Origin of the sequence: Saccharospirillum alexandrii (assembly GCF_043641555.1) — a bacterium.
In the GTDB taxonomy this organism is placed as follows: Bacteria; Pseudomonadota; Gammaproteobacteria; order Pseudomonadales; family Natronospirillaceae; genus Saccharospirillum; species Saccharospirillum alexandrii_A.
Genome location: NZ_JBHZRJ010000002.1, coordinates 815,968 through 839,796, shown reverse-complemented (window position 1 = coordinate 839,796; position 23,829 = coordinate 815,968). Strand labels below are relative to the sequence as shown.

Sequence of the window (23,829 nt, the reverse complement as noted above, 5' to 3'; positions counted from 1 at the left end):
GGTTAACGGCCTGTCACAAGGGTGCCGAGCTGTTGCAGATAGGCCACCAGTGCATCGATTTCAGTGACTCCATCAACATCATTTTCAGCATTGGCAATCTGCTCGTCGGTATAGGGCACACCTACGCGACGCAGGGCGGCCATTTTTGCACCGGTTTTAGAGCCATCGACTGTCCATTCAAACAACCAGGGAAACGCAGGCATGTTGGACTCGGGAACAACCGAGCGCGGGTTGTACAGGTGCGCTTTCTGCCACTCGTCGCTATAACGCTGACCGACGCGGGCCAGATCTGGCCCGGTACGCTTTGAACCCCAGAGGAAGGGGTGTTCGTACACATCTTCACCCGCCTGGGAGTAGGGGCCATAGCGTTCAACTTCAGCGCGCAATGGCCGCACCATCTGGGTGTGGCACACATGGCAGCCTTCGCGAATGTAGATATCCCGGCCTTCCAATACCAGGGCGCTGTGGGGTTCCAGGCCCTCAATGGGCTCGGTAACTTCGTCCTGCGAGAACAGGGGGACAATCTCGACCAGGCCGCCGAAGCTGATGGCTACCAACACCAGCGCGACCATCAGGCCGACGTTCTTTTCAACCGTTTCGTGTTGCATTGTATCCGTCCTAACCGTTAAGCGGGCTGAGCGGCGGTGTCAGCCGCACTGGTTTTTTGTTCGCTCCGGATGGTCATCCAGACGTTGTAAGCCATCAGGAACATGCCAGACAGAAACACCATGCCGCCGATCATGCGCACGACATAGCCAGGCCAACTGACTTCAACGCCTTGTACGAAGCTGTACATCAGCGTGCCGTCGGTATTGACCGCGCGCCACATCAAGCCCTGGGCAATGCCGTTAACCCACATGGCAGCGATGTACAGAACGGTACCGATGGTCGCTAGCCAGAAGTGAGCGTTGATCAGGGAGATGCTGTACATCTGCGTCTGACCGTAAAGGCGCGGAATGGTGTGGTACAGCGCGCCAATGGAAATCATCGCCACCCAGCCGAGTGCGCCGGAATGCACGTGGCCAATGGTCCAGTCGGTATTGTGTGACAGCGCATTCACCGTCTTGATGGCCATCATCGGGCCTTCAAAGGTGGCCATGCCGTAGAACGACAGAGACACCACCAGGAACCGCAGAATCGGGTCGGTACGCAGTTTGTGCCAGGCACCGCTCATGGTCATCATGCCGTTGATCATGCCCCCCCAGCTTGGTGCCAGTAGAATCAGAGACATGACCATGCCGAGGTTTTGAGCCCAGTCTGGCAATGATGAGTAGTGCAGGTGGTGACCGCCGGCCCACATATAGACGGAGATCAGCGCCCAGAAGTGAACAATCGACAAACGGTAGGAGTAGATGGGGCGTTCAGCCTGCTTGGGCACGTAGTAGTACATCATGCCGAGGAAGCCGGCTGTCAGGAAAAAGCCCACGGCGTTGTGGCCATACCACCACTGAACCATGGCATCCATGGTGCCGGCGTAGGCCGAGTAGGATTTGAACATCGAGACCGGGATGGCAGCACTGTTAACGACGTGCAACACCGCGACGGTAATAATGAACGCCAGGTAGAACCAGTTGCCGACGTAGATGTGTGACATTTTGCGGCGGCTGATGGTACCCACGAAGACGGCCAGGTAGGACAACCAGACCAGCGCGATCAGAATGTCGATGGGCCATTCCAGCTCGGCGTATTCTTTTGATGACGTTAAACCCAGCGGCAAGGTCGCTACCGCAGCGACGATGACGGCCTGCCAACCCCAGAAGGTAAATTTAACCAACCCTTCGAAAGCCAGCCGGGCCTGGGTGGTGCGTTGAACAACGTAATAGGAGGTCGCAAACAACGCAGAGCCACCAAAGGCAAAAATCACAGCGTTGGTGTGCAGCGGACGCAACCGGCCAAAATGAAAATAGGGGCCGAAGTTCAATTCCGGGAATGCCATCTGGGCGGCGATGATGACGCCAACCAGCATACCGACAATCCCCCAGACAACAGTCATGATGGAGAATTGACGCACAACCGTATAATTGTACGTCGTCTGCTCCTCAGGCACGGTAGTAGAGTTGCTCATGGATCAGCTTCCGATAGGGTGTGTAAGGGTTAAAAGGATTAGGCGGCGAAAGTATGCTGAGTCGATATGCCATTTGCAAATGACACAGGTCAATAACATCGCCATAAGTTATTGTTTTGTCGATTTATTGCGATTCTTTCCCGAGAGTGTAGAACAGCGTGCCGGTCCTGCTTGAATCCTGATCAGAATTTGATCGGACCGGCGAAGGTTTTACGTTCAATGGTTAAACAGCACTTCGCTTCAATCTGATCTGATCGGTGGTTTCACCACGTTGCAGCAGAGACTGTGCTCTTGCTTCCAGCGCCAAACCATGGCGAAAGTTTTTCAGGCGAATTGAGCTGTTGCTGGTGCAGTAACCCTTATGGGTAATGAGTGAGTCGTTGCCCTGAGTGCTGATCAGCAAGGCTTCAGATAAACGATCTTTTATGCGCACCGCAACCGGCTGCAGGTTGCCGGTCAGATACTCAAGGCCACAAATTCGCCCCCGGCTGTCGCGGTGCATCCAACGAACGATACCGAGCCGGCCTTCACTGTCGGGGCCGTCGTCCTGATCTCGATGCATCAGCACGTCGCCAACGTTCAGTGAGACGGTGTCGTCCCTGAGTCGAATGCAGGCCCCTTGTTTGCTGGTATTTAGCGTAGTGACACTGGCCAGTTGCTCTTCGCGGGTGCCGTTAACCCGCAAGTATTGATGCACCGAATGCAGGCCGATGGCGGCCTGGGTTTGCTGTTCAAGCAGATCCCGCTCGAAACGGCGCGAGCCTACCTGTTTCCAGGCGGAAATGGCTTTCTTCAGCGTCATGAACAGATCAATGCTGTCAATGTCGGCAGGAAGCCCTAATTTCTCAGGAGACAGACCCTGGCGCTGGTTTTTCATGTGCTGGCGTGCCTGTTCGATGACCGGCAAGGGGTTGAGCACCAGTATGGATTCGTCGTTTCCGGCCCCCTGGATTTGACGGGCGGTTTGTATGCCCCGGTTGGCTTCGGTATCGATATAGAAGTAGCGTGTATTGAAGTCTCGCCGCTCCTGATGGCTGAGCCGGGCGCGGAATGCCCAGTGGCCAAGGTAAACATCCAGAATCATGCGTTCAGTATGACTGAGGTGTTCAGTCTGGCTGGCTGACAACAGCAGTGCATGCTTGTAGCGCGTTTCGATGTCGCCCCGGTCGGGTGTCAGCGCCTGAAAATCAGTCAGTCTTCGCTGGCTGGCGAATTGAAACAGCCGGTGCATTTCACCCCAGAGTGCGCCGGGCTGGCTGCGGTACTGGGATGAAAAATCATTCAGGTGGATCGACAGGGCCGATATGGCCCAATACACAAAACGGGCCCACTCTTCTTTGGAGCGGGGTGTGCAGTCACGTAGCAACAGCTTGGTTGCATACGACAGTTCACGGTTGCATTCCGACAGCAACGTCGTGGAAAGACCCCGGTCGGACATAGTCGGTGCTTGCTGCATATAGATGAGGTAATGCTGAATCAGGTTCTCGGTCAGTTCCTGGCGTATTTCACCTTGCAACGGGACCCGGTTCAGGTTGTGCAGATAAGAGGCGATTTTCTCCAGTCGGGCGCCAATGTGTTCAGCTTCCATGACCTGGTTAACCAGAACATCACGGTACAGTGCCAGAGTATCCTGGCTTAGGTGCAACGCCTGATTTGGCAGCGTAAGGTGCAAGGCCGCGAAACTCATTTACACTCTCCCTCTGGTCGGTTGGTACCCGTTGAGCTCGATCTCCCAGACTGAACATAGTCGGTGCAGTGAATGATCAATGTTCCAATTCGCATTTCCGGGCGTCATTGTGTCGGAAATGTGATGCAAGTCACATTGCGAACGATGTTCGTTTTTCTGCACACTGTTTTCGGCGCGTGCGGGCGAAAGTGCCGATGAACAGAAGACAGATCGTCGTCTGACCCGATAAACTTTGCCCGAACTGTGGGACTGTTATTGAATTGGCACTGGGGTGCATTGCTATGTTGTGTATGAAAGCCTGGGTATACGGCAAGGTTCAGGGTGTTGGCTACCGGATGTTTTGCCGGCGCCACGCACGGGATCTGGGTGTTCAGGGCTATGCCATTAATCTGGACGATGGCCGGGTGGAAGTCATGATGATGGGGAGTGAGCCGCAACTGGCCGCCATGCTGGAAGCCCTGCATGCAGGACCCCGCTTCTCTCAGGTATTGGGCGTTGATGTGGAACGGGTAGACCCGGGCGATCCGCCTCCCGAGGGATTTATGCTCGGTTAACCAGCGTTAAAGCGCCAGCGTTCGTGCCAGTAACGCAAGACTCTCTCCGGATACCAGGTCTGGCCACGGCTGCCATTGTAGCGTGCCAGGGCGCGAATCAGGCTGCCATCTTCAATATCAAGGTAATGCGCGAGAATGGTACAGCCGTAGCGAAGGTTAGTATCCAGATCAAAGAGATTATCGTCTTCCCGGCCGATTTCCCGGGTCCAGAAAGGCATGATCTGCATCATGCCGCGAGCTCCTGCCGATGAGATGGCGTACTGGTCAAAATTACTTTCAACCTGTATCAGTGCCAGCACCAGCCCAGGGTCCAGTCCGGCCGCGGTTGCTTCACGATGGATGCGACTGAGCAAGTCAATGCGTTCATCGGCCGGTTTGACCCAGCGACCCAGCGGCGTCGACATGCTGGCAAGCCAGACCTGGCCGACATAACGGTCCTCGAACGAGCCGTCCTGCGCCAGGGCCGTTTCCAGGGAGGCCAGGAGTTGCGGGTCGGGGCTTTCTTCCGCCTGCACCGGTGCCAGCCACAGCAGGCACACAAGGGTGAACATCATCGGTCGTATCACGGTAAATCCTGGCTTGGGAGTGGCTGCACACTGGCGGAGTTTAGCCGAAAAGCACTGCGTTTTGCCAAACCAGTGCCACTCAACCGCCTCTGAACTCCGAAACTTGGGTGATATAAGGTGGGCTGTCCAGCCGGAATGTTTGCCGCTTAATTCAGCGCGTGCCCGTGGTAGTCTATCCAGTGCGCAATCGGTATAATGCCGCCCTTTTCGAATTTGAACCGCCAGATCAGGATATCTTATGCGAAGCCAATACTGTGGGGAGCTGGACAGCGCCTCAATCGACCAAACCGTTACCATCAGCGGCTGGGTGCACCGTCGTCGCGATCACGGCGGCGTGATTTTTCTGGATGTGCGTGATCGCGCGGGCATTCTGCAGGTCGTATTCGATCCTGACCTCGAAGCCAGCTTCAACACCGCCGACCGGGTGCGCAGTGAATACGTCATTGAAGTGACCGGCCTGGTGCGGGCACGTCCTGAAGGCACCATCAACAAGAACATGGCCACCGGCGAAATTGAGTTGCTAGGCCGTGAGATTACGGTATTGAACGTCGCCAAGACGCCGCCGTTCCCGCTTGACGAATATTCGGATGTGGGTGAAGACGTTCGCTTGCGGTACCGCTTTATGGATTTGCGCCGGCCAGAGATGCAGCAGAAGCTGATTCTGCGCAGCAAGATCACTTCCAGCATCCGCCGGCACCTGGAAGACCAGGGCTTTCTGGACATTGAAACACCGATCCTGACGCGGGCGACCCCCGAAGGCGCGCGCGACTATCTGGTGCCGAGCCGCACTCACCCGGGCGAATTCTTTGCATTGCCGCAATCTCCGCAGTTGTTCAAGCAACTGCTGATGATTTCCGGCTTTGATCGCTACTATCAAATTGCCAAATGCTTTCGTGATGAAGACCTGCGGGCCGATCGTCAGCCCGAATTTACCCAGATCGATATGGAGCTGGCGTTTGCCGATGAGCAAACCATCATGGGCATCACCGAGAACATGATTCGCGGCTTGTTCAACGATGTGCTGAAGGTTGATCTTGGCGATTTTCCGCGTATGCCCTACGCCGAAGCCATGGAGCGTTATGGCAGCGATAAGCCCGACCTGCGTATCCCGCTCGAACTGGTAACGGTCAGCGATCTGATGAGCGAGGTTGATTTCAAGGTGTTCTCCGGCCCGGCCAATGACCCCAAAGGGCGCGTTGCTGCCTTGAAGGTGACCGGGGGCGCCGAGCTGACGCGCAAGCAAATCGACGATTACACCAAGTTTGTCAGTATTTACGGTGCTCGCGGCCTGGCCTGGATCAAGGTCAACGACGTGACTCAATTGCCAGACGGCCTGCAGTCTCCGATCGTCAAGTTCATTCCAGAGCCGATTCTGAAAGAGCTGATGAGCCGCCTCGACGCGCAAAACGGCGACATCATATTCTTTGGCGCCGACAAAGCCGGTGTGGTGAATGATGCACTGGGTGCGTTACGTTGCAAGCTGGGTGAAGACCTGAATCTGTTCACGGCGGACTGGGCTCCTCTGTGGGTCGTTGACTTCCCGATGTTCGAAGTGACCGGTGAAGGCCGTTTGGCGGCGTTGCACCATCCGTTCACATCACCGTCCTGTTCGGCAGAAGAACTGAAAGCCAACCCGGCAGAGGCCCTGTCTCGTGCCTACGACATGGTGCTTAACGGTACTGAGCTCGGTGGCGGTTCGATTCGTATTCACGACGAAGCCATGCAGCACGTGGTGTTCGATGTACTCGGCATCAGCCCGGAAGAGCAGGAAGAGAAGTTCGGCTTCCTGTTGTCAGCCCTGCGCTTTGGTGCGCCGCCGCACGGTGGTCTGGCCTTTGGTCTGGACCGGCTGGTAATGCTGATGACCGGTGCTGAATCGATTCGTGAAGTCATCGCCTTCCCGAAGACCCAGACAGCCGCCTGCTTGCTGACCCGGGCCCCGGGCGAAGTGAGCAACGAGCAGCTTAAAGAACTGAACATTCGTGTGCGCAAGCCGGTTGCCGAGTCCTGAGGGGCGAGGCACCGGTGGCTGAAATTACGAGGTAACTTATGGCAGGTCATAGTAAGTGGGCCAACATTAAGCACCGCAAAGCGGCCCAGGATGCCAAGCGTGGCAAGATTTTCACCAAGTTGATTCGTGAACTCGTCGTTGCGGCTCGCAACGGCGGTCCGGCGCCGGAGGATAATCCGGCGCTGCGCAGCGTGATGGATAAAGCGCTGACTGCCAACATGAAGCGCGACACCATCGACAAGGCCATCGCCCGTGGTGTGGGTGCCGGCGAGGGCGACGACTACGAGCCCATGACCTATGAAGGGTACGGTGCCGGTGGTGTGGCGATCTATGTTAAATGCCTGTCCGACAACCGTAACCGCACGGTTTCTGAGGTCCGTCACGCCTTTACCAAGTGCGGTGGCAATCTCGGTACCGATGGCTCAGTAGCTTATTTGTTTAGCAACGCCGGTCAGCTGTTTATCGAGAAGGGCAGTGAAGAAGCCGTGCTCGAAGCGGCGCTGGAGGCCGGCGCCGAGGACGTCATCAATCACGAAGACGGCAGTTTCGAGGTGCGTACCAGCGCCGAAGAATTTCTGACCGTCAAAGAAGCGCTCATTGAAGCCGGTTATGACGTGGAAGGGGAAGTCACCATGATCCCCAGCACAGAAACCGAGCTCGACCCTGATACCGCCGAGAAAGTGCAACGCCTGATCGATATGCTGGAAGATCTGGATGATGTTCAGGCTGTTTATTCCAACGCGGCTTTCCCGGAAGCAGCGGAAGTTTGAACCTCTTGCGGATGGGTCCGGGAGCCGGTCTGTGAGTCTGATCATCGGCATTGATCCGGGGTCGCGCAAAACCGGCTTTGGCATCATCAGTCAGGTCGGTTCGCGGCAAGAATACGTAACCTCCGGGGTGATTCGCCTGGAGTCCTTCCCCACCTTTCCCGAACGGCTCGATAACCTTTATACCTTTCTGATGGAGGTCATCGGGCAATGGTCGCCACAGGAGGCCGCCATAGAGCAGGTGTTTATGGGGCGCAGTGCCAGTTCGGCCCTGAAACTGGGGCAGGCCCGGGGTGTTGCCATGCTCGCGGCCACACAGTCGAAGCTGCCGGTCAGTGAATATGCGGCACGCAAAATCAAGCAAGCGGTGGTGGGTAAGGGCGGTGCCGACAAGGTGCAGGTGCAGCATATGGTTCAGTTTCTGCTCAAGTTGCCGGGGCTGCCGCAGGAAGATGCTGCCGATGCCCTGGCCGTTGCTCTGTGTCACGCCAACACTCAGGCCGGGTTGATTCGTGTGGCTGGCAGTCGTCATTCGCGCCGGGGGCGCTGGCTCGAATGACCGTGCTCTATGCCATAGAATTGTTTGGCGTCGCTGTTTTCGCCATGGCGGGAGCCCTGGAAGCCGCACGCAACCGGCTCGACCTGTTTGGTGTGCTGGTGCTGGCTTTTGTATCGGCGCTGGGCGGAGGAACCCTCAGGGACCTGCTGTTGAATGTCTCTCCGCTAGCCTGGATCGGTGATGTCAATCTGGCCTATACCGCGTTCGGTGGCGGGCTGCTGATGTTTTTTCTGGCACGCTATTTTGCCGTTCCGTTCAAAGTGTTGCTCTATGCCGATGCCATCGGCCTGGCGGCGTTCACGGTCTCCGGCACCCAGGCGGCACTGGCGCTCGAACTGCCCGGGCTTATCGTGGTGATGATGGGCATGGCCTCCGGTATTTTCGGGGGCATTCTGCGCGATATCATGGCCAACGAAGTGCCGCTGATTTTCCGGCGCGACATCTACGCCACAGCCAGTTTTTGCGGGGCCGTTCTGGTCTGGCTGGGCCACCAGGTCTGGCCCGGTTCACCCTGGATATGGGTGGCCGGGTTTGCCCTGGTGCTGGCCGTGCGGGCTGCCGCCATTCACTGGCGATTGTCGTTACCCGGCTTTCTCAGTACCGTAGCGTATCGAAAAGACAACCACCCGAGGGATTTATGATAGGGCGACTGCAAGGTGTATTGCTCGAAAACCGCGCGCCGGATTTGCTGATCGACGTGCACGGCGTCGGCTATGACGTTCAGGCGCCGCTGTCGACCGCGTTCAAACTCCCGCCAGTTGGGCAGACCGTGGTGTTGCATACTCACCTGGCGGTGCGGGAAGACGCGCATCTGTTGTTCGGGTTTGGTAGCCAGAAAGAACGCAGTCTGTTTCGTGCGCTGATCAAAACCAGCGGTGTCGGCCCCAAGCTAGCGCTTGCCATTCTGAGCGGTATGGAACCGGACCGCTTCGTGCAGTGCATTCATGATGATGACCCGAGCACCCTGGTGAAGATTCCGGGGGTTGGCAAGAAAACCGCAGAGCGACTGATTGTCGAAATGCGCGATCGCATCAACGACCTTGGTGGGGCCGAACGTTTGTTAGCCATGCCGGTTGTGGGTGAGCCTGAATCCGGTGAGCCACGACCCGAGGAAGATGCCGAAAGCGCCCTGGTCGCCTTGGGCTACAAGCCGGTGCAGGCCGCCAAAGCCATTGCCCGGGTGACCGAACCCGGAATGGACTCGCAAAGCCTGATTCGTGCCGCTCTGAAACACATGATGTAACGGGTCTCACCCCCGAACCGGACACCCGACCATGATTGAAACCGATCGATTTATAGCGCCAGAACCCCAGAGCCCACGCGAAGAGCAGTATGACCGCGCCATTCGCCCTACCAGCCTGGCGGAATACATTGGTCAGGCGGTGGTGCGTGAGAAGATGGACATCTTCATCAGTGCCGCGCGCATGCGCCAGGAACCGCTGGATCACACCCTGGTGTTTGGCCCGCCGGGTCTGGGTAAGACCACGCTGGCCAATATCATCGCCCATGAAATGGGGGTTAGTATCAAAACGACCTCAGGCCCCGTGTTGGAAAAAGCGGGTGATCTGGCGGCGATGCTGACCAACCTGGAATCCGGCGACATACTGTTCATCGATGAAATTCATCGCCTGGCACCGCACATCGAAGAAGTGCTGTATCCGGCCATGGAGGACTACCAGCTCGACATCATGATCGGTGAAGGCCCGGCGGCACGCAGCATCAAACTCGATCTGCCGCCCTTTACCCTGGTTGGCGCCACTACCCGGGCGGGGCTGCTGACCTCGCCGCTACGCGATCGCTTTGGGATTGTCGAACGGCTGGAATTCTACAGTGTTTCTGAACTGACCCAGATTATCGAGCGTTCAGCTGGCAAGCTGGGTGTCACCATCAACCCAGAGGGCGCCACCGAGATTGCACGTCGTTCACGGGGTACGCCCCGTATCGCCAACCGCTTGTTGCGCCGGGTTCGTGATTACGCCGAGGTCAAGCACAGCGGCTCGGTCGACCACGAGATTGCTGATCTGGCGTTGGACATGCTCAATGTCGACAAAGCTGGCTTCGATCATCTGGACCGGCGACTGCTGCTCATGCTGATCGAGAAGTTCGCCGGCGGGCCGGTGGGGGTGGAGAGCCTCGCTGCTGCGCTCAGCGAAGAACGCGATACCATCGAAGACGTCGTCGAGCCTTATCTGATCCAGCAGGGGTATCTGATTCGCACACCCAGAGGCCGGATGGTGACCGATTTGGCCTACCTGCATTTTGACCTGGAACGCTCCGGTTAACGGCCTTGCAAACCCGTTCCCGGGGCTGTGCAAAGGGATCGAAAAGCCCAAAGGCCGTTTCGGACACTGCTAGTATTTGATCTGAAAACTCTTTAGCCTAGCGCTCATCGTTTTCAAGAGGAATTGGGTGTGGGCAGTCAATTGTCAATCTGGGAATTGGTCAGCGAAGCCTCGCTGTTAGTGCAGTTGGTCATGTTGACATTGCTGGCAGCGTCCGTCGCGACCTGGATCTTTATTTTCGAGCGGCGCAAGGTTCTGCGCGCCGCTTATCGCCGCTTCGCCGGATTTGAAGAGCGGTTCTGGTCCGGCATGGATCTGGCGCAATTGTACCGCCAGGTGAATGCCAATCCGGATCCGCAGAATGGCGGCGAACATATCTTTCGAGTCGGTTTTAAAGAGTTTAACCGGCTGCGCCAGCAAAACATGACCGATGCCGACGCCATTATGGCCGGATGTCAGCGCGCCATGCGCGTAGCCTGCAGCAAGGAAATGGAAAAGCTGGACCATCATTTGCCATTTCTGGCAACGGTCGGTTCGACCAGCCCTTATATCGGCCTCTTCGGCACTGTCTGGGGCATCATGAACTCCTTCCGTGGGCTGGCCTCTGTGCCCCAGGTTACGCTGGCCACGGTCGCACCTGGCATTTCCGAAGCGCTGATTGCGACGGCCATGGGCCTGTTTGCGGCTATTCCCGCCGTAATCGCCTACAACCGTTTCTCGGCCCAGGCAGACAAACTGGTAGGCAACTACGAGACATTCGCTGAGGAATTCTCGGCTATTTTGCATCGCCAGGCGCATTTGCTGGGTAACCAGCCAGCCCGGCAACGAGAAGTGCCGGCATGATTTCCGTTCGCCGTGGCCGCAAGCCGATGTCAGACATTAACGTCGTGCCCTACATCGACGTTATGTTGGTGTTGCTGATCATCTTCATGGTAACCGCACCGATGATGATGCAGGGTGTTGAGGTGGATGTTCCTCAGGTGGTGTCTGGTCCACTGGACCGTGATGATGAACAGGAATACCTGATTGTCGCCGTGGATGAGCAAGGGCAGATTTTCATTGAGCGCGGCGAAGAACCCCCCGAACTGGTGCAGGTGGGTGCGGTAGGTGAGTACACCTTGCGGGTATTGCAGCAACAGCCCAGCCTGGAGGTTTATATCCGGGGCGATAATCGCGTTTCGTACGGTTCTGTCATGCAAGTGATGGCGGCCTTGCAGCAGGCGGGCATCAGCTCGGTCGGGCTGATCACCGAGGCACCGGATGAAAGCTGAGTTCGATCAGTGGAAATCCCTGGCAGGGCCTGTCAGTTCGGCTCTGGTATTGCACGCGGTGATTGGTTTCGTGTTGTTGGTGGGGTTTAGTTTCACCACACCAACGCCCGACAGCTTTGAATTGCCTCCTGCCATGCAGGCGAGTCTGCGGGTTGAGCCGCGCCAGCAAGCGGCACCTCAGCCCGAACCTGAACCAGCGCCTAGGCCAGAGCCTCAGCCAGAGCCTCAGCCGGAACCCGAGCCCGCTCCCGAGCCACAACCAGAGCCAGCACCGGAACCTGAGCCGGAACCAGCTCCCGAACCGGAGCCTCAACCTAAGCCGGAACCAGAACCAGCGCCCGAACCGGAACCTCAACCTGAGCCGGAACCAGCTCCCGAACCAGAGCCTCAACCTGAACCGGCGCCCAAGCCCGAGCCGCAACCAGCGCCACAGCCAGAACCGGCTACGCGCGAGGACGCGTTCAGCAACTTACTGGCCGGGCTGGATGAAGAAGATGCCGTTATCGAACGGCAGCAGGAGCAGGCTGAGCAACGCCGGGCTACAGAGGCGCGGGTAGCGTCGGTGACTGACGATTATAAAGGTCGTATTGGCCAGCAAATTCAAAGAGCCTGGTCACGGCCAATGGAAATAAGGGTGATGGATCTGCGTGACCGGGAAACCGTTGTGCGCATTAATCTGTTGCCAACCGGGGAAATGCAGGGTGAACCTGTTATCGTGTCCAGCAGTGGCATCCCCAGTCTGGATCAGTCGGCTCTCAGAGCTCTACAGAGAATACGGCGTTTCGAAGTGCCTGATGACATGCAGGCGTTTAACCAGAACTTTCGCAGTTTTACCATTACGTTCAAACCAGAGGATCTGATGTAGTGAGAATAAAAGATTCAGTGATTGTCAGCCTGGTCGCCCTGGTATCCGTGTTTTGCTCGGGCCTGGTTCAGGCAGAAGACCTCGATATTGTTGTAACCCGGGGTTACGACACCAAAACCAAGATCGCCATTGTGCCTTTCTACTGGGAAGGGGGCTCGGCGCTGCCTGAAGACGTGCACAGCATTATTGACCAGAACCTGACCCGGACCGGTCGGATTGAAGCGCTGCCACCACGCAACATGCTGACACAGCCGACGTCTGAAGAGGCGGTTTTCTATCGTGACTGGCGGCTGCTGAACCAGGAGTACCTGGTGATCGGCTCGATTGAGCCTGTGGGCAATGAGCGGGTTAAGGTCAATTTCGCGCTGTATGACGTTGTAGAAGGCCAGCGCGTCGTTGCTGGCAACCAGACAGTAGGGGTATTCCAGCTGCGAGATCTGGCTCACTCCATCTCCGATCTGATTCACGAGCGTATTACTGGTGTGAAGGGTATTTTCTCGACCAAGATCGCTTTTGTAACGCGTCGGCCGACGACCAACAACAACTTCGAGTACCGGCTGCAAGTCGCCGATGCCGATGGTCAGCGCGCGCGTACTGTCTATCGCTCCAACGAGCCGATAATCTCCCCGACCTGGTCGCACAGCGGCCGTCGAATTGCCTTCGCCAACAAAGTGGGTGATCGCTGGAAAGTCTTTGTTCAGGAATTGTCGACCGGGCGGTCAAATTCGATCAATGGCCCGCGTGGTTATACATCGGCACCGTCATTCTCTCCCGACGGGCGTTACCTGGCCTATGTGTCCAGTACGGCGGGCAATCCTGAGCTCTATCTCTACGACTTTTCCAGTGGAGACAGCACCCGACTGACGCAGAACAACTACATTGATACGGAGCCGAGCTTCTCTCCGGACTCAAAATCACTCGTATACACCTCAGAAAGGGGCGGGAGTCCACAAATTTATCAAATGGACCTTGCCAGTAAGCGTGCGCAGCGCTTAACCTTTGAAGGAAGCCAGAACCTGAAGGCTCAGTACAGCAGTGACGGGGAGTATCTGGTGTTTGTGCACCAGATTAACGGGCGTTTCCACGTCGCTGCGATGGACCTGGCAAGCCGGGAAATTCGAATACTGACGGAGACGAATCTGGACGAATCGCCCAGCATTGCTCCAAACGGCACAATGCTGGTCTATGCTACTAAGTCCAGGGGTCGGGGGGTTTTGGCTTGGGTATCACTGGATGGCCAGGTCACCAGTGAAATGCCCTCGATTCATGGAGATGTGATTGAACCATCATGGTCTCCTTACCTGAACTAGTGACACTATTAACGGTGTACTTGAACTAGGTGATCAAGCAAGGCAAGATGCAAATAAGGCCTCGTGCTGAGCTGAGCACCTGATAATAATGATCGACAACAGATGGGAAAAGGAAAATGGCTAAAACCAAACTGATTCATGTTGCTGCAATCACGTTCGCAGTATTCCTGGCGGGTTGTGCGTCCAACGACGTAGAAGAAACCAGTGGTGCTGAAACAACTGAAACTGGCACAGAAATGGAAGACGAAGGTCTGGGCGACCTGACCCTGGAAGTTGAACAGCAAGAGCCTGTTCAAATGGACACCTCTGCCGATGACGAAATGGCGGATGCAGTGACCAGTGAATTCATGGACCTGCTGGACCAGACCCTGATCTACTTTGATTTTGACGAGTCTGCTATCCGTTCAGAGTTCCGCACTGTGCTGAACGCCCATGCGATGAACCTGGCTGCAAACCCGAACATGAGCGTTGTACTGGAAGGTCACGCTGATGAGCGCGGTACTCGCGAGTACAACCTGGCACTGGGTGAGCGTCGTGCAAAAGCCGTTGCTGATTACCTGATGCTGCGCGGTGTGGCTTCTAGCCAGATCGATACCGTGAGCTACGGTGAAGAAATGCCGCTGGCACTGGGTAGCACCGAAAGCGACTACGCAGAAAACCGTCGTGTAGAGATTGTCTATCCGTAATCGAGACACCATGTTTAAAAAAATGGTAATAATAAGTGCTGCCGTGATCGGCAGCACTTTTGGTTTTGTTGTACCGGTCATGGCTGAGCCCGTTGTTATACAGTCTCAACCCGACCATGTGTCCAACTCCTCCTCACGAGGCCCGTCCTCGTCACCCGGCCCCGATCCTGCCTTTGTTGAAAACCTGATGTTTCAGGTGCGTGACCTTGAACAACAAGTGGCTGAACAGCGTGGCTTGGTCGAAGAGTTGAACTACCAGATTCAGATACTTCAGCAAGAGCAGAAAGAGCGCTATGTCGACCTCGATCAGCGGCTGTTGACTATGCAGCAGCAGTTGGACATGCAATCCGTAGCCCCTGCCGAGCGTGAAGTGTCAACCTCCCTCAGTGAAAGTGCCGTCAGCGATGAAGATATCCTGGCGGAATACAACGCCGCGAGGGACCTTATTCGTACCCGGGATTTCCCTGGCGCCATTACAGCGCTGGCTGACTTTGCCCAGGCACACCCGAACCACGAACTGACGCCTAATGCCTGGTATTGGCTTGGCGAGGTGCATCTGGTCAGCCGGGAAGTTACGCAGGCTCAGGCTGCATTTGAAACCGTTGTCGATGACTTCGGAGGGCACGCCAAGGTGCCGGATTCCCTCTACAAGCTGGGTGTTATTGCGCAGCAACAAGAGCGGGGGTCACAGGCGACCCAGTTGTTCAATCGGGTGATCAGTGATTATCCGGGCAGCCAGAGTGCCAAGCTGGCACAGGCCAGGCTTGACAGTAACTGAGGGCCCTTAAGGCCAAAAGCGAGCCCAGACGGGTTGTCACGCTGTTTTATTACCCCTTACCCAATCACAGCGGGTCGACGCTGATCGGCCGGCGGGTGATGAAGCCCCGAATGCCCGAGCCAGGGCAGTGATGAACAGGATGCATGAACATTGAACAAGAAGGCCGTAGTACTGCTGTCAGGTGGGCTTGACTCGACCACTGTTCTGGCCAAGGCCATTGCTGATGGCTACGAGGTCTATGCGCTGAGTTTTGATTATGGCCAGCGTCATGATGTGGAGCTGGAAGCGGCCCGTCGTATTGCGACCGCTATGGGCGTGAAAGCGCACAAGGTTATCCCCATGGATCTGCGTTCACTGGGTGGTTCGGCCTTAACGGACGACAACATCGACGTACCCACGACCGAGACCGACGGCATTCCCGCGACCTATGTCCCCGCCAGAAACACGGTGTTTTTGTCCATTGCGCTGGGCTGGGCTGAAGTGCTCGAGGCGCAGACGCTGTTTATCGGGGTCAGTGCGGTTGACTATTCAGGCTACCCGGATTGCCGCCCGGAATTTATTTCCGCCTTTGAGCGCCTGGCCAATCTGGCCACCCGAATGGGGGTGGAGGGGCAGGTGATTACGGTGCAGGCACCCTTGCTGAACCTTACCAAGGCCGCGACGGTTAACCTGGGGCTCTCGCTCGGGGTCGACTACAGCATGACGATCAGCTGTTATCAGGCGAATGTTGCTGGTGAGGCCTGCGGTCTGTGCGACAGTTGCCGGTTGCGGAAAATCGGTTTCGAGCAGGCTGGCGTGGCCGATCCGACCCGTTACGTGGCGGCCCAGTGAATTCAAAGTCTTTGTAGATCAAAGGCTTGGAGAAAAAAAGTCGGTCGTCGGGGTTGCGCCGACCCGAAAAATACATATTATATGCGCCTCCTTAGGGTCGTTAGCTCAGTTGGTAGAGCAGTTGGCTTTTAACCAATTGGTCGCAGGTTCGAATCCTGCACGACCCACCACTTCCTCATTGGACCGGTTCGTTCGGGGGAGTAAGGCAGACAAATCAGCAAGTTAAAGCTAAGTCGTTGTTTTAATTTGTTTTTTTTGTAGGTCATAGGTAAAATAGTCCAACCAGTTGAGGGTCGTTAGCTCAGTTGGTAGAGCAGTTGGCTTTTAACCAATTGGTCGCAGGTTCGAATCCTGCACGACCCACCAAATACCGAAAAAGGAGAGCCCAGGCTCTCCTTTTTTTATACCTGAATGTTCTCCCGCCCGGCTGCTGAAGCCGGGTGCAAGCCGGTGAGGGGCAGGTTGGGGCGAGTCGAGGCATTGTTGTTTGAGCCTGTCACCCCCACATTGCCCCGGGCAGGCAAGTATCGTCCTTCGCGATGGTGCAGTTTGTCGTTACACTGTATCCACTATGACTGAGTGACCGGGTAGCCATGACTGATGCTGTTGAATTGTCTGAACTGACAATCAATTTCGAAATACCAGTGACCGAGCAGGCCAGTAGTCTGACGCCAGATCAGGTGAAGACACTGAGCGCTGAGATCGAAGCGCTGCTGCGCGAGCAGAATGCCGTTTTGGTTGCACACTATTACACCGACCCGCTGATTCAGTCGCTGGCTGAGTCGAGCGGGGGGTTTATTGGTGACTCGCTGGAAATGGCGCGCTACGGGCGCGATGTGGATGCCGAGACCGTGGTGGTCGCCGGGGTTCGTTTTATGGGGGAAACCGCTAAAATCCTGAGCCCCGACAAGCGTGTGCTGATGCCGACACTGGAAGCGACGTGTTCGCTCGACCTGGGTTGCCCGGCCGATGAGTTCGCCGCGTTTTGTGACCAGCACCCGGACCGGACCGTCGTTGTCTACGCCAATACGTCAGCAGCCGTCAAAGCCCGGGCGGACTGGGTAGTCACCTCCAGTATTGCGCTGGACGTGATTGACCATCTCGACCGGGCCGGTGAGAAGATTCTCTGGGCACCGGACCAGCATCTGGGGCGCTATATTCAACGGGAAACCGGTGCGGATATGTTGCTCTGGAATGGCTCCTGTATTGTTCACGAAGAATTCAGGTCCAAGGGGCTTCAGGATATGAAAGCCATGTACCCTGATGCGGCTGTGCTGGTGCACCCGGAATCGCCCGAGTCGGTTGTGGCGCTGGCGGATGTGGTGGGGTCCACAACCCAGCTCATCGCCGCTTCCGAGCGTTTGCCCAATCAGCAGTTCATTGTGGCGACCGATCGCGGCATTTTTTACAAGATGCAGCAACGCTCCCCTGGTAAAACCTTTATTGAAGCGCCTACGGCTGGTCAGGGCGCCAGCTGCCGCAGTTGCGCCCATTGCCCGTGGATGGCGATGAACGATTTGCAGCGGCTGCGGCAGGTATTGGTTCATGGCGGAGAGGAAATCCACGTCTCCCCCGAACTGATTCGCCAGGCGCGGATCCCGCTCGACCGCATGTTGGCCTTCAAACAGGGTTGATCGAGCCCTCTGCCTGAATGTTAGCTGGGCAACAATGCCAGCTGGCGTTCGTAGTCAGACACTTTTGCGCGCAAGCGTGCCAGCTGACTTGCATCTCCGGGCTGTTCGATGGCGCGCCTTAACAGGCTCAGGGCGCGGGACTCTTCACCGCGATGCCAGTACCAGGCGGCTGTCGCTTCTGCCTCCCGGCTTTGCAGGCATTCGCTACTGAGTCGGTGACGCAGTTCAAAGACATCCAGATACTCTCCGTTGATCCGGTCGAGCGCACCGAGTGCCTCGCGGCAGGCGTTGGCGCCGCCCGAACGCGCCGTCACTTCGGCGCTGAGATACCAGGCCGGGTCAAAATCCGGAAAGAGTGTCAGCAGCAGTGACAGTCGCTCCAGAGTCAGGCTGTCGTCAGCAGTCGTTTGAAATCTGATCCAGCCCAGCAGGCTATTCGGGTCCGGATCTTCCAGCAACTGCTGTGGTAACAGAGGGTCTGGCGTTGCCGTCAGGCTTTGCCAGGCCGGGTCGGGTGCAAAGTCGTCATCGGCGGCATAGCGCGCGTTAATGTACCAGCGCAGCGTGTCGTATTGATTGCTGGTCTGGCCAGTGGCTCCGGTAGCGCTGCCTTGCAGTGCCTCCAGTTGGGCAGCGCGGGTGATGGCCCGCGGGTGCGTTTGCCAGTAATCGGATCCCGAACGCCCGCCCAGTGATTGCTGTAGCCGGGCGAAGACCGCAGCGCCTGCCGACGGGTTGTAGCCGGCCTGGCGCAGCATATCGGTTGCGTAGCGGTCCGCTTCGCTTTCCATGGATCGGCTGAACGACAGGCTTTGTTGAGCGGCGCCCATTTGTGAGCCAATCAGCGTCGCACCGCCAATCTCGGTGTCCATGCTGGCCAGGGCGACACCGAGCAGGGCGCCGCTGATTGCCAGCCAGGCTTGCTGACGGTTGTTGTCGGAAAGCCGGTTAAAGTGACGCAGACTCAGGTGAGCAATTTCGTGCGCGACCACTGAGGTGAATTCGTCTTCGGTTCGGGCATTTTCCCAAAGCCCGAGATTGAACCCCATGACATTGCCTGGCAAGGCGAAGGCGTTGAAGGCTTTTTGCCGCAGCAGGACCACGCTGACCGGCCCCAGACTCGAGGTCGAGGTTTGCCTTAATCGCTCAGCGCGTTCAGCCAGCCAGTATTCAAGCCATACATCATTGATGACATTGCCCTGTCGCTGTAATCTGCGCTGCAGATAACCGGCAACGGCACGTTCCTGCTCCTGGGTCCAACCCAGGGAGGAGTCGCCGAATTCGGCGTGAGCGGGCAGCCCGAAAGACAGGCACAGACAGATACAGGCAATGAACAGTCTGAATCGGGGGAGCCCGTTAAGCACGGGGCATTGCTCTGAAAAGGTTGAGTAACGATGGGGCCGGTTTTGCCTGGAATGCACGTGAGTTCCATACAACATAGATGTGTTGCCCTATAATACGAGCTCTTGGGAGTCCCGACAGTGAGGCGTTGTAATTGACTTGTAAAAGTACCCCGACACGGCAATTGGATGCCTGCGGTTTGCGATGCCCTTTACCATTGCTGCGCACCAAACAAGCACTTGCTGCTATGAAGTCAGGAGAGATTCTGGAAGTATTGGCGACTGATGCCGGTTCCTGGCGGGATATTCCCGCCTACCTGAGCCGAGCCCCCCACCAGTTACTGGAACAGGACGATTCCGAAGCTAGCTTGTTTCGGTTCCTGATTCAGCGAGGAGAAGATTGATTTGAAGCTGTATCGCGTCGTACAGGGATTCTTTTCACGTTATTTTTCAGATGAAGAAGCGGTTATTTTCTTTATCTTGCTGATGCTGTCTATCTTGCTGGTCTATGGCCTTGGGCAGGTACTTGCACCGGTATTCACCGCGGTTATTCTGGCTTATTTGCTGTCGCCCTTTGTCGATAGGCTGAACAACCTCAAGATTCCCCATTTATTGTCGGTTACGGTGGTCTGCCTGTCCTTTTTTGGCTTGCTGGTGGTCGCCATGCTGATCATCGTGCCTGCCTTGTTGCGGCAAATAACCAGTCTGGTTAGCGAAATGCCTGTGATGATCCGGCTGATGCAGGATCAGATTCAGGCATTGCCGGAACGCTATCCGGAGCTCATTTCGAACGAGCTCGCCCAGCAATGGCTGCTGGGCATCGATTTGCGCGGCATCAGTCAGCAACTGACCGGTTTTCTACCCAGAGTGCTCACCTTTTCGCTAAACACCCTGCCCAGTGCCGTTGGCGTTCTGATATACCTGATCGTCGTGCCATTGATGGTGTTTTTCATGTTAAAGGACAGAGTCGTGCTCTGGGACAGTTTCAAAGCCACCTTGCCCGCCCGACGCAGCCTGATGAATCAGATTGCTCTTGAAATGAACCAGCAGATTGCCAATTACATTCGCGGCAAGGTGATCGAAATTCTGATCATCGGCAGCATTTCCTTTGTCACTTTCGAAATGTTTGGCCTGAATTATTCAGCCTTGCTTGCTGTGCTGGTTGGCGTGTCGGTGCTGATTCCCTATATCGGGGCGACCATCGTGACCATACCGGTCTTTGCCATCGGTGCCTTTCAGTTTGGATTCACCAATGAATTGTATTACGTCATGATCGCCTATCTGATCATTCAGATTCTGGATGGCAATGTTCTGGTACCGTTGCTGTTCTCGGAAGCGGTTAACCTGAACCCGGTTTCGATCATTGTTGCCGTCTTGCTGTTCGGAGGCATATGGGGCTTCTGGGGGGTCTTTTTTGCGATTCCGCTGGCAACACTGGTAAAAGCCATCTTCAACGCCTGGCCCAAGCACCAGGAGGCCAGGGCCGCCGAGGAAGCCAGCGTCGAAGATGGAGTTGAGCATCAGGAGTCGGCGCAGCAGGGGCCCGAACAATAAGAGGGTTAGCCGGTTCGCCGGGGCCTGGCATCCAGCTCATCGAGTATGCGGTGAACATGATTGCGCGCATCAACGTCGATCCAGGCGCGCGCCAGGATGCCGTGCTCGTCGATCAGAAAGGTGCTGCGCACCAGGCCGGTAATGGTGCGTCCCAGTAGCTCTTTTTCCCGCAGCACACCAAAGAGGTTGCACAGCGCTTCGTTGGAATCTGAAATCAGTTCGAACGGCAGGCTTTGTGCCCGCTTGAACGCTTCATGGCTGTCCAGACTGTCCCGGCTTACCCCGAACAGAAGGATGTTCTGCTGGCGAAAGCGGTGATAGTTGGCACCGAAGTCCTGGGTTTCAATGGTGCACGCCGGGGTGTTATTTTTCGGATAGAAGTACAGCAGTATCCGGTATCCGCGCAGGGCGCGCAGATGAACGTTTTTGTGGCTGGTCGCCGGCACCACAAAATCGGGGACTGGCAGACCTGGTTCGACGGTCATGTTGGTACTCCTTGTACGGTTATTCATGCGAAAGCGAGCCTTCGTATGTCGCATGGGTGTTCAGCCTGGCCGTCAGCCCTGCATGGGCAGGCACAGCCGGGACGCAGCTTTATCAAGTATGGCTCATTTTTTGAACAATACCAGTTGACCGTCCGGTCAGGTGATTGAAAGGGCGCTGGCCGGGCTTGTGTCGGTGCTAGCGCGCCAGTACCATTGCCGGTTTAGACGGTAGCAGTCCCAGCGTCCGGAATGACCCGTGTCAGCCGAGGCGATCGAATCAAGAGCACAGCCGGAGACGTTAGTTTCATGATCACAGGCAGTATTGTCGCCATGGTTACACCGATGCACCCAGACGGTGCCGTCGATTGGACCAGCCTTGAGCAGCTCATCGAGTTTCATATCGACAACGGCACCGCCGCCATTGGCGCCGTTGGCACGACGGGTGAAGCTTCTACGCTCGATATGAAAGAGCACGAGGAAGTGATCCGGTTTACTGTGGATAAATGCGCCGGTCGTATACCGGTTGTCGCCGGTACCGGCGGGAATTCAACGCGTGAAGCCATGCACCTGACGCGGGCTGCCAAAGCAGCAGGCGCCGATGCGGCCTTGCTGGTAACGCCCTACTACAATAAGCCCACCCAGGAAGGCCTGTATCAGCACTATTGCTACATTGCTGAGAACGTCGATATTCCGCAAATTCTGTACAACGTGCCCGGCCGTACGGCCTGCGACATGTTGCCTGAAACGGCGCTGCGTCTGGCCGAGGTCGACAATATTGTCGGTATTAAAGAAGCCACGGGTGATCTCGAGCGCGCCCGCTTCCTGATCGACAACGCCCCCGAGGGCTTTGCCATTTACAGTGGTGATGACGCCACGGCCATGGAACTGATGCTGATGGGTGGCCACGGCGATATATCAGTAACCGCCAACGTCTCTCCCAAGGCCATGTCGAGCCTGTGCGCTGCTGCGATGGCCGGCGACCGGGAACTGGCGACTCGACTCAACGATTTACTGATGCCCTTACACACCAATCTGTTCGTTGAAGCGAACCCGATTCCGGTGAAATGGGCACTGAATGTAATGGGCCTGATTCCGGCGGGCATTCGGTTGCCATTAACGCCGCTGTCTGAACCCATGCACGACATCGTCCGCAAGGCACTGATGGAATCGGGTGTTGTCTGACGTGAGACTTCCTCTGCTTCTACTGAGTGCCACCCTGGTGCTGGCCGCTTGCGGCCAACGCGAGATCAACGTCGACTATAACCCCGAAGCAGAAGCCTCCTCAGACTGGTACCCGATACCGGTTGAAGAGCCTCGCACCGTTACCAACGCTGATCGGGCCGTCGACCGCCCGCCGGTGACGATCGACGACTCCCTGTTTGAACGCAGTGCCACCTCAGATCTGATCATCACTGACAATACCGACAGCTTTGGCAATGTGTCGTTGCAAGTGAATCGCAGCGCCAGCCTGACCTGGGAGTTGCTGGAAGGCGCAGTGGCACAGCTGGGCTGGCCGGTGGCCGACCGGAATCGCAGTCAGTACCGCCTTGAGCTGGAAGATGCTGATGTCGCCAGCCGCAATCTGTTCGGGCGCATAGGCGCCTTTTTCAGTGGTGAGCGCCAGACGGTCTATTTGATTCTGGTACCCAGAGTCAGCGGTACCGGCATAGCCGCCGAATACCCGGATGATCTGGTTTTGAGTGCCGAAGAGAACCGTCAGCTTATGAACGAGCTTCGCGATGCCCTGCTCGAAGGCCGGGCGTCAACCAGTGGTCAATCCGCTGCTCAGGAGTAACGGTGATGCGGTTTACCTCTCTGGGCAGCGGCAGTAAGGGCAACGCCACGCTGATCCAGGCAGGCGAGACCACGCTGCTGGTAGACTGCGGCTTTGGCCTGAAAGAAGCGGAATCGCGCTTGCAGGCCCGGGGCATCGACCCGGCGCAACTGACGGCGATCATGGTGACTCACGAACATGGCGATCACCTGCGTGGCGCGCCGATGCTCAGCCGCAAGCACGGTGTTCCGGTGTACACGACGCCGGGTACCGCCCGGTCGTTCAAAACGCCTGTTCCCCTGTTTACACCCATTAATGTGCACCGGCCGTTTCGTATTGGCGATGTTGAAATAGAGCCGGTCACGGTGCCCCACGATGCGCGCGAGCCCGTGCAGTTCGTTTTCACGTTTCAGCAATACTGCATGGGCGTATTAACGGACCTCGGCAGCATTACCCCTCTGGTCACACGCAGCTATCAACGTTGCCAGGCATTGCTGCTAGAATGCAACCATGACCCGGAGATGCTGGCAAACGGGCCTTATCCGGCCAGCCTGAAGCGTCGCGTCGGGGGTGATTGGGGGCATTTGAGCAACCAGCAAGCGGCGCAGTTGCTGTCGAGCATCGAGCTGGGAGGCTTGCAGCATCTAATGATTTCGCACATCAGTGAGCACAATAACCACCCTGATCTGGCCATGGCCGCACTGGCCCCCGTGCTGCAGAACAACAAAGCGTTGCAAGTCCATACCCTGACCCAGGATGAAGGCTGCCCCTGGATCCCATTACAACCCGCCTAACTGACGAGGCCAAGCA

General features: G+C 56.7%; 26 protein-coding genes and 2 tRNA genes. 22 read left to right on the top strand and 6 right to left on the bottom strand.

Features of this window, described 5'->3' with window-relative positions; translation table 11 throughout:
* Nucleotides 1-2 precede the first annotated feature (2 nt).
* The 3 genes from ccoO to ACHUE7_RS09770 all read right to left on the bottom strand — a co-directional run bounded on the left by ccoO (nucleotide 3) and on the right by ACHUE7_RS09770 (nucleotide 3,752).
* The gene (gene ccoO, locus ACHUE7_RS09780) at nucleotides 3-608 is read right to left on the bottom strand and encodes a cytochrome-c oxidase, cbb3-type subunit II (protein WP_394169791.1); all 606 of its coding nucleotides are present in this window, start codon (nucleotides 606-608) and stop codon (nucleotides 3-5) included.
* Nucleotides 609-625: 17 nt separating this feature from the next.
* Nucleotides 626-2,065 carry a cytochrome-c oxidase, cbb3-type subunit I gene (gene ccoN / locus ACHUE7_RS09775; protein WP_127554881.1) on the bottom strand — a complete coding sequence of 480 codons (1,440 nt, stop codon included), beginning with the start codon at nucleotides 2,063-2,065 and terminating at the stop codon, nucleotides 626-628.
* A gap of 223 nt (nucleotides 2,066-2,288) precedes the next feature.
* Nucleotides 2,289-3,752, bottom strand: coding sequence for a hypothetical protein (locus tag ACHUE7_RS09770; RefSeq protein ID WP_394169790.1), 1,464 nt, complete (start codon nucleotides 3,750-3,752; stop codon nucleotides 2,289-2,291).
* 281 nt (nucleotides 3,753-4,033) lie between these two features.
* On the opposite strand from ACHUE7_RS09770, the gene ACHUE7_RS09765 reads away from it, so the two are divergent.
* On the top strand, nucleotides 4,034-4,306 hold the full coding sequence (locus tag ACHUE7_RS09765) for an acylphosphatase (protein WP_394169789.1): 273 nt from the start codon (nucleotides 4,034-4,036) through the stop codon (nucleotides 4,304-4,306).
* Here ACHUE7_RS09765 and ACHUE7_RS09760 read toward each other — a convergent pair.
* Nucleotides 4,303-4,872: a lytic transglycosylase domain-containing protein gene (locus ACHUE7_RS09760; protein ID WP_394169788.1), complete on the bottom strand. Its 570-nt coding sequence runs from the start codon at nucleotides 4,870-4,872 to the stop codon at nucleotides 4,303-4,305. The two genes, ACHUE7_RS09765 and ACHUE7_RS09760, sit on opposite strands and share 4 nt — an antisense overlap.
* 238 nt (nucleotides 4,873-5,110) lie before the next feature.
* Between ACHUE7_RS09760 and aspS the strand changes: the two genes are divergently transcribed.
* From aspS to nadA, 16 genes are all read left to right on the top strand, one after another.
* The gene (gene aspS, locus ACHUE7_RS09755; protein ID WP_394169787.1) at nucleotides 5,111-6,883 is read left to right on the top strand and encodes an aspartate--tRNA ligase; all 1,773 of its coding nucleotides are present in this window, start codon (nucleotides 5,111-5,113) and stop codon (nucleotides 6,881-6,883) included.
* A 38-nt stretch (nucleotides 6,884-6,921) separates the two neighbouring features.
* Nucleotides 6,922-7,653: a YebC/PmpR family DNA-binding transcriptional regulator gene (locus ACHUE7_RS09750; RefSeq protein WP_394169786.1), complete on the top strand. Its 732-nt coding sequence runs from the start codon at nucleotides 6,922-6,924 to the stop codon at nucleotides 7,651-7,653.
* A 31-nt stretch (nucleotides 7,654-7,684) separates the two neighbouring features.
* Nucleotides 7,685-8,209, top strand: a complete 525-nt coding sequence (ruvC, locus tag ACHUE7_RS09745) for a crossover junction endodeoxyribonuclease RuvC (RefSeq protein WP_348475762.1) — start codon at nucleotides 7,685-7,687, stop codon at nucleotides 8,207-8,209.
* The gene (locus ACHUE7_RS09740) at nucleotides 8,206-8,850 is read left to right on the top strand and encodes a trimeric intracellular cation channel family protein (RefSeq protein ID WP_127554886.1); all 645 of its coding nucleotides are present in this window, start codon (nucleotides 8,206-8,208) and stop codon (nucleotides 8,848-8,850) included. The genes ruvC and ACHUE7_RS09740 overlap by 4 nt, the downstream gene beginning before the upstream one ends.
* Complete coding sequence (ruvA, locus tag ACHUE7_RS09735; RefSeq protein WP_213678361.1) at nucleotides 8,847-9,452, top strand: Holliday junction branch migration protein RuvA; 606 nt, start codon at nucleotides 8,847-8,849, stop codon at nucleotides 9,450-9,452. Before ACHUE7_RS09740 ends, ruvA begins: the two co-directional genes overlap by 4 nt.
* Before the next feature lie 31 nt (nucleotides 9,453-9,483).
* Complete coding sequence (ruvB, locus tag ACHUE7_RS09730; protein WP_127554888.1) at nucleotides 9,484-10,491, top strand: Holliday junction branch migration DNA helicase RuvB; 1,008 nt, start codon at nucleotides 9,484-9,486, stop codon at nucleotides 10,489-10,491.
* A 129-nt stretch (nucleotides 10,492-10,620) separates the two neighbouring features.
* Entirely contained in the window at nucleotides 10,621-11,334 is a 714-nt protein-coding gene (gene tolQ, locus ACHUE7_RS09725; RefSeq protein ID WP_220432464.1) for a protein TolQ, read from the top strand.
* The gene (gene tolR / locus ACHUE7_RS09720; RefSeq protein ID WP_348475760.1) at nucleotides 11,331-11,762 is read left to right on the top strand and encodes a protein TolR; all 432 of its coding nucleotides are present in this window, start codon (nucleotides 11,331-11,333) and stop codon (nucleotides 11,760-11,762) included. Before tolQ ends, tolR begins: the two co-directional genes overlap by 4 nt.
* Nucleotides 11,752-12,627 (top strand): cell envelope integrity protein TolA, encoded by an 876-nt coding sequence (gene tolA, locus ACHUE7_RS09715; RefSeq protein ID WP_394169785.1) that lies wholly within the window; start codon nucleotides 11,752-11,754, stop codon nucleotides 12,625-12,627. Before tolR ends, tolA begins: the two co-directional genes overlap by 11 nt.
* A complete protein-coding gene (tolB, locus tag ACHUE7_RS09710; RefSeq protein ID WP_394169784.1) occupies nucleotides 12,627-13,937 on the top strand; it encodes a Tol-Pal system beta propeller repeat protein TolB in 1,311 nt (436 codons plus the stop codon). The genes tolA and tolB overlap by 1 nt, the downstream gene beginning before the upstream one ends.
* Nucleotides 13,938-14,053: 116 nt before the next feature.
* Nucleotides 14,054-14,623, top strand: coding sequence for a peptidoglycan-associated lipoprotein Pal (gene pal / locus ACHUE7_RS09705; protein ID WP_127554891.1), 570 nt, complete (start codon nucleotides 14,054-14,056; stop codon nucleotides 14,621-14,623).
* A gap of 43 nt (nucleotides 14,624-14,666) precedes the next feature.
* Nucleotides 14,667-15,401: a tol-pal system protein YbgF gene (ybgF, locus tag ACHUE7_RS09700; RefSeq protein ID WP_394169783.1), complete on the top strand. Its 735-nt coding sequence runs from the start codon at nucleotides 14,667-14,669 to the stop codon at nucleotides 15,399-15,401.
* A gap of 150 nt (nucleotides 15,402-15,551) precedes the next feature.
* A complete protein-coding gene (gene queC / locus ACHUE7_RS09695; RefSeq protein ID WP_394169782.1) occupies nucleotides 15,552-16,232 on the top strand; it encodes a 7-cyano-7-deazaguanine synthase QueC in 681 nt (226 codons plus the stop codon).
* Nucleotides 16,233-16,326: 94 nt separating this feature from the next.
* Nucleotides 16,327-16,402 (top strand) — tRNA-Lys (locus tag ACHUE7_RS09690).
* Nucleotides 16,403-16,522: 120 nt separating this feature from the next.
* Nucleotides 16,523-16,598 (top strand) — tRNA-Lys (locus ACHUE7_RS09685).
* 227 nt (nucleotides 16,599-16,825) lie between these two features.
* Nucleotides 16,826-17,866: a quinolinate synthase NadA gene (nadA, locus tag ACHUE7_RS09680; RefSeq protein WP_394169781.1), complete on the top strand. Its 1,041-nt coding sequence runs from the start codon at nucleotides 16,826-16,828 to the stop codon at nucleotides 17,864-17,866.
* A gap of 20 nt (nucleotides 17,867-17,886) precedes the next feature.
* Here nadA and ACHUE7_RS09675 read toward each other — a convergent pair whose 3' ends face one another.
* Nucleotides 17,887-19,230 (bottom strand): M48 family metallopeptidase, encoded by a 1,344-nt coding sequence (locus ACHUE7_RS09675; protein WP_394169780.1) that lies wholly within the window; start codon nucleotides 19,228-19,230, stop codon nucleotides 17,887-17,889.
* A gap of 131 nt (nucleotides 19,231-19,361) precedes the next feature.
* Here ACHUE7_RS09675 and ACHUE7_RS09670 point away from each other — a divergent pair, with 131 nt between their 5' ends.
* A complete protein-coding gene (locus ACHUE7_RS09670) occupies nucleotides 19,362-19,610 on the top strand; it encodes a sulfurtransferase TusA family protein (protein ID WP_394169779.1) in 249 nt (82 codons plus the stop codon).
* Between the two features lies 1 nt (nucleotide 19,611).
* Nucleotides 19,612-20,760, top strand: a complete 1,149-nt coding sequence (locus ACHUE7_RS09665) for an AI-2E family transporter (RefSeq protein WP_394169778.1) — start codon at nucleotides 19,612-19,614, stop codon at nucleotides 20,758-20,760.
* 5 nt (nucleotides 20,761-20,765) lie between these two features.
* Here the strand turns inward: ACHUE7_RS09665 and ACHUE7_RS09660 are convergent, their stop codons facing one another.
* Nucleotides 20,766-21,245 carry a peroxiredoxin gene (locus ACHUE7_RS09660; RefSeq protein ID WP_394169777.1) on the bottom strand — a complete coding sequence of 160 codons (480 nt, stop codon included), beginning with the start codon at nucleotides 21,243-21,245 and terminating at the stop codon, nucleotides 20,766-20,768.
* Nucleotides 21,246-21,551: 306 nt separating this feature from the next.
* Between ACHUE7_RS09660 and dapA the strand changes: the two genes are divergently transcribed.
* The 3 genes from dapA to ACHUE7_RS09645 are packed head-to-tail and all read left to right on the top strand — an operon-like array spanning nucleotide 21,552 to nucleotide 23,813.
* The gene (gene dapA, locus ACHUE7_RS09655; RefSeq protein ID WP_394169776.1) at nucleotides 21,552-22,427 is read left to right on the top strand and encodes a 4-hydroxy-tetrahydrodipicolinate synthase; all 876 of its coding nucleotides are present in this window, start codon (nucleotides 21,552-21,554) and stop codon (nucleotides 22,425-22,427) included.
* Between the two features lies 1 nt (nucleotide 22,428).
* Nucleotides 22,429-23,040, top strand: coding sequence for a hypothetical protein (locus ACHUE7_RS09650; protein WP_394169775.1), 612 nt, complete (start codon nucleotides 22,429-22,431; stop codon nucleotides 23,038-23,040).
* Nucleotides 23,041-23,045: 5 nt separating this feature from the next.
* Entirely contained in the window at nucleotides 23,046-23,813 is a 768-nt protein-coding gene (locus tag ACHUE7_RS09645) for an MBL fold metallo-hydrolase (RefSeq protein ID WP_348475747.1), read from the top strand.
* Nucleotides 23,814-23,829 lie beyond the last annotated feature (16 nt).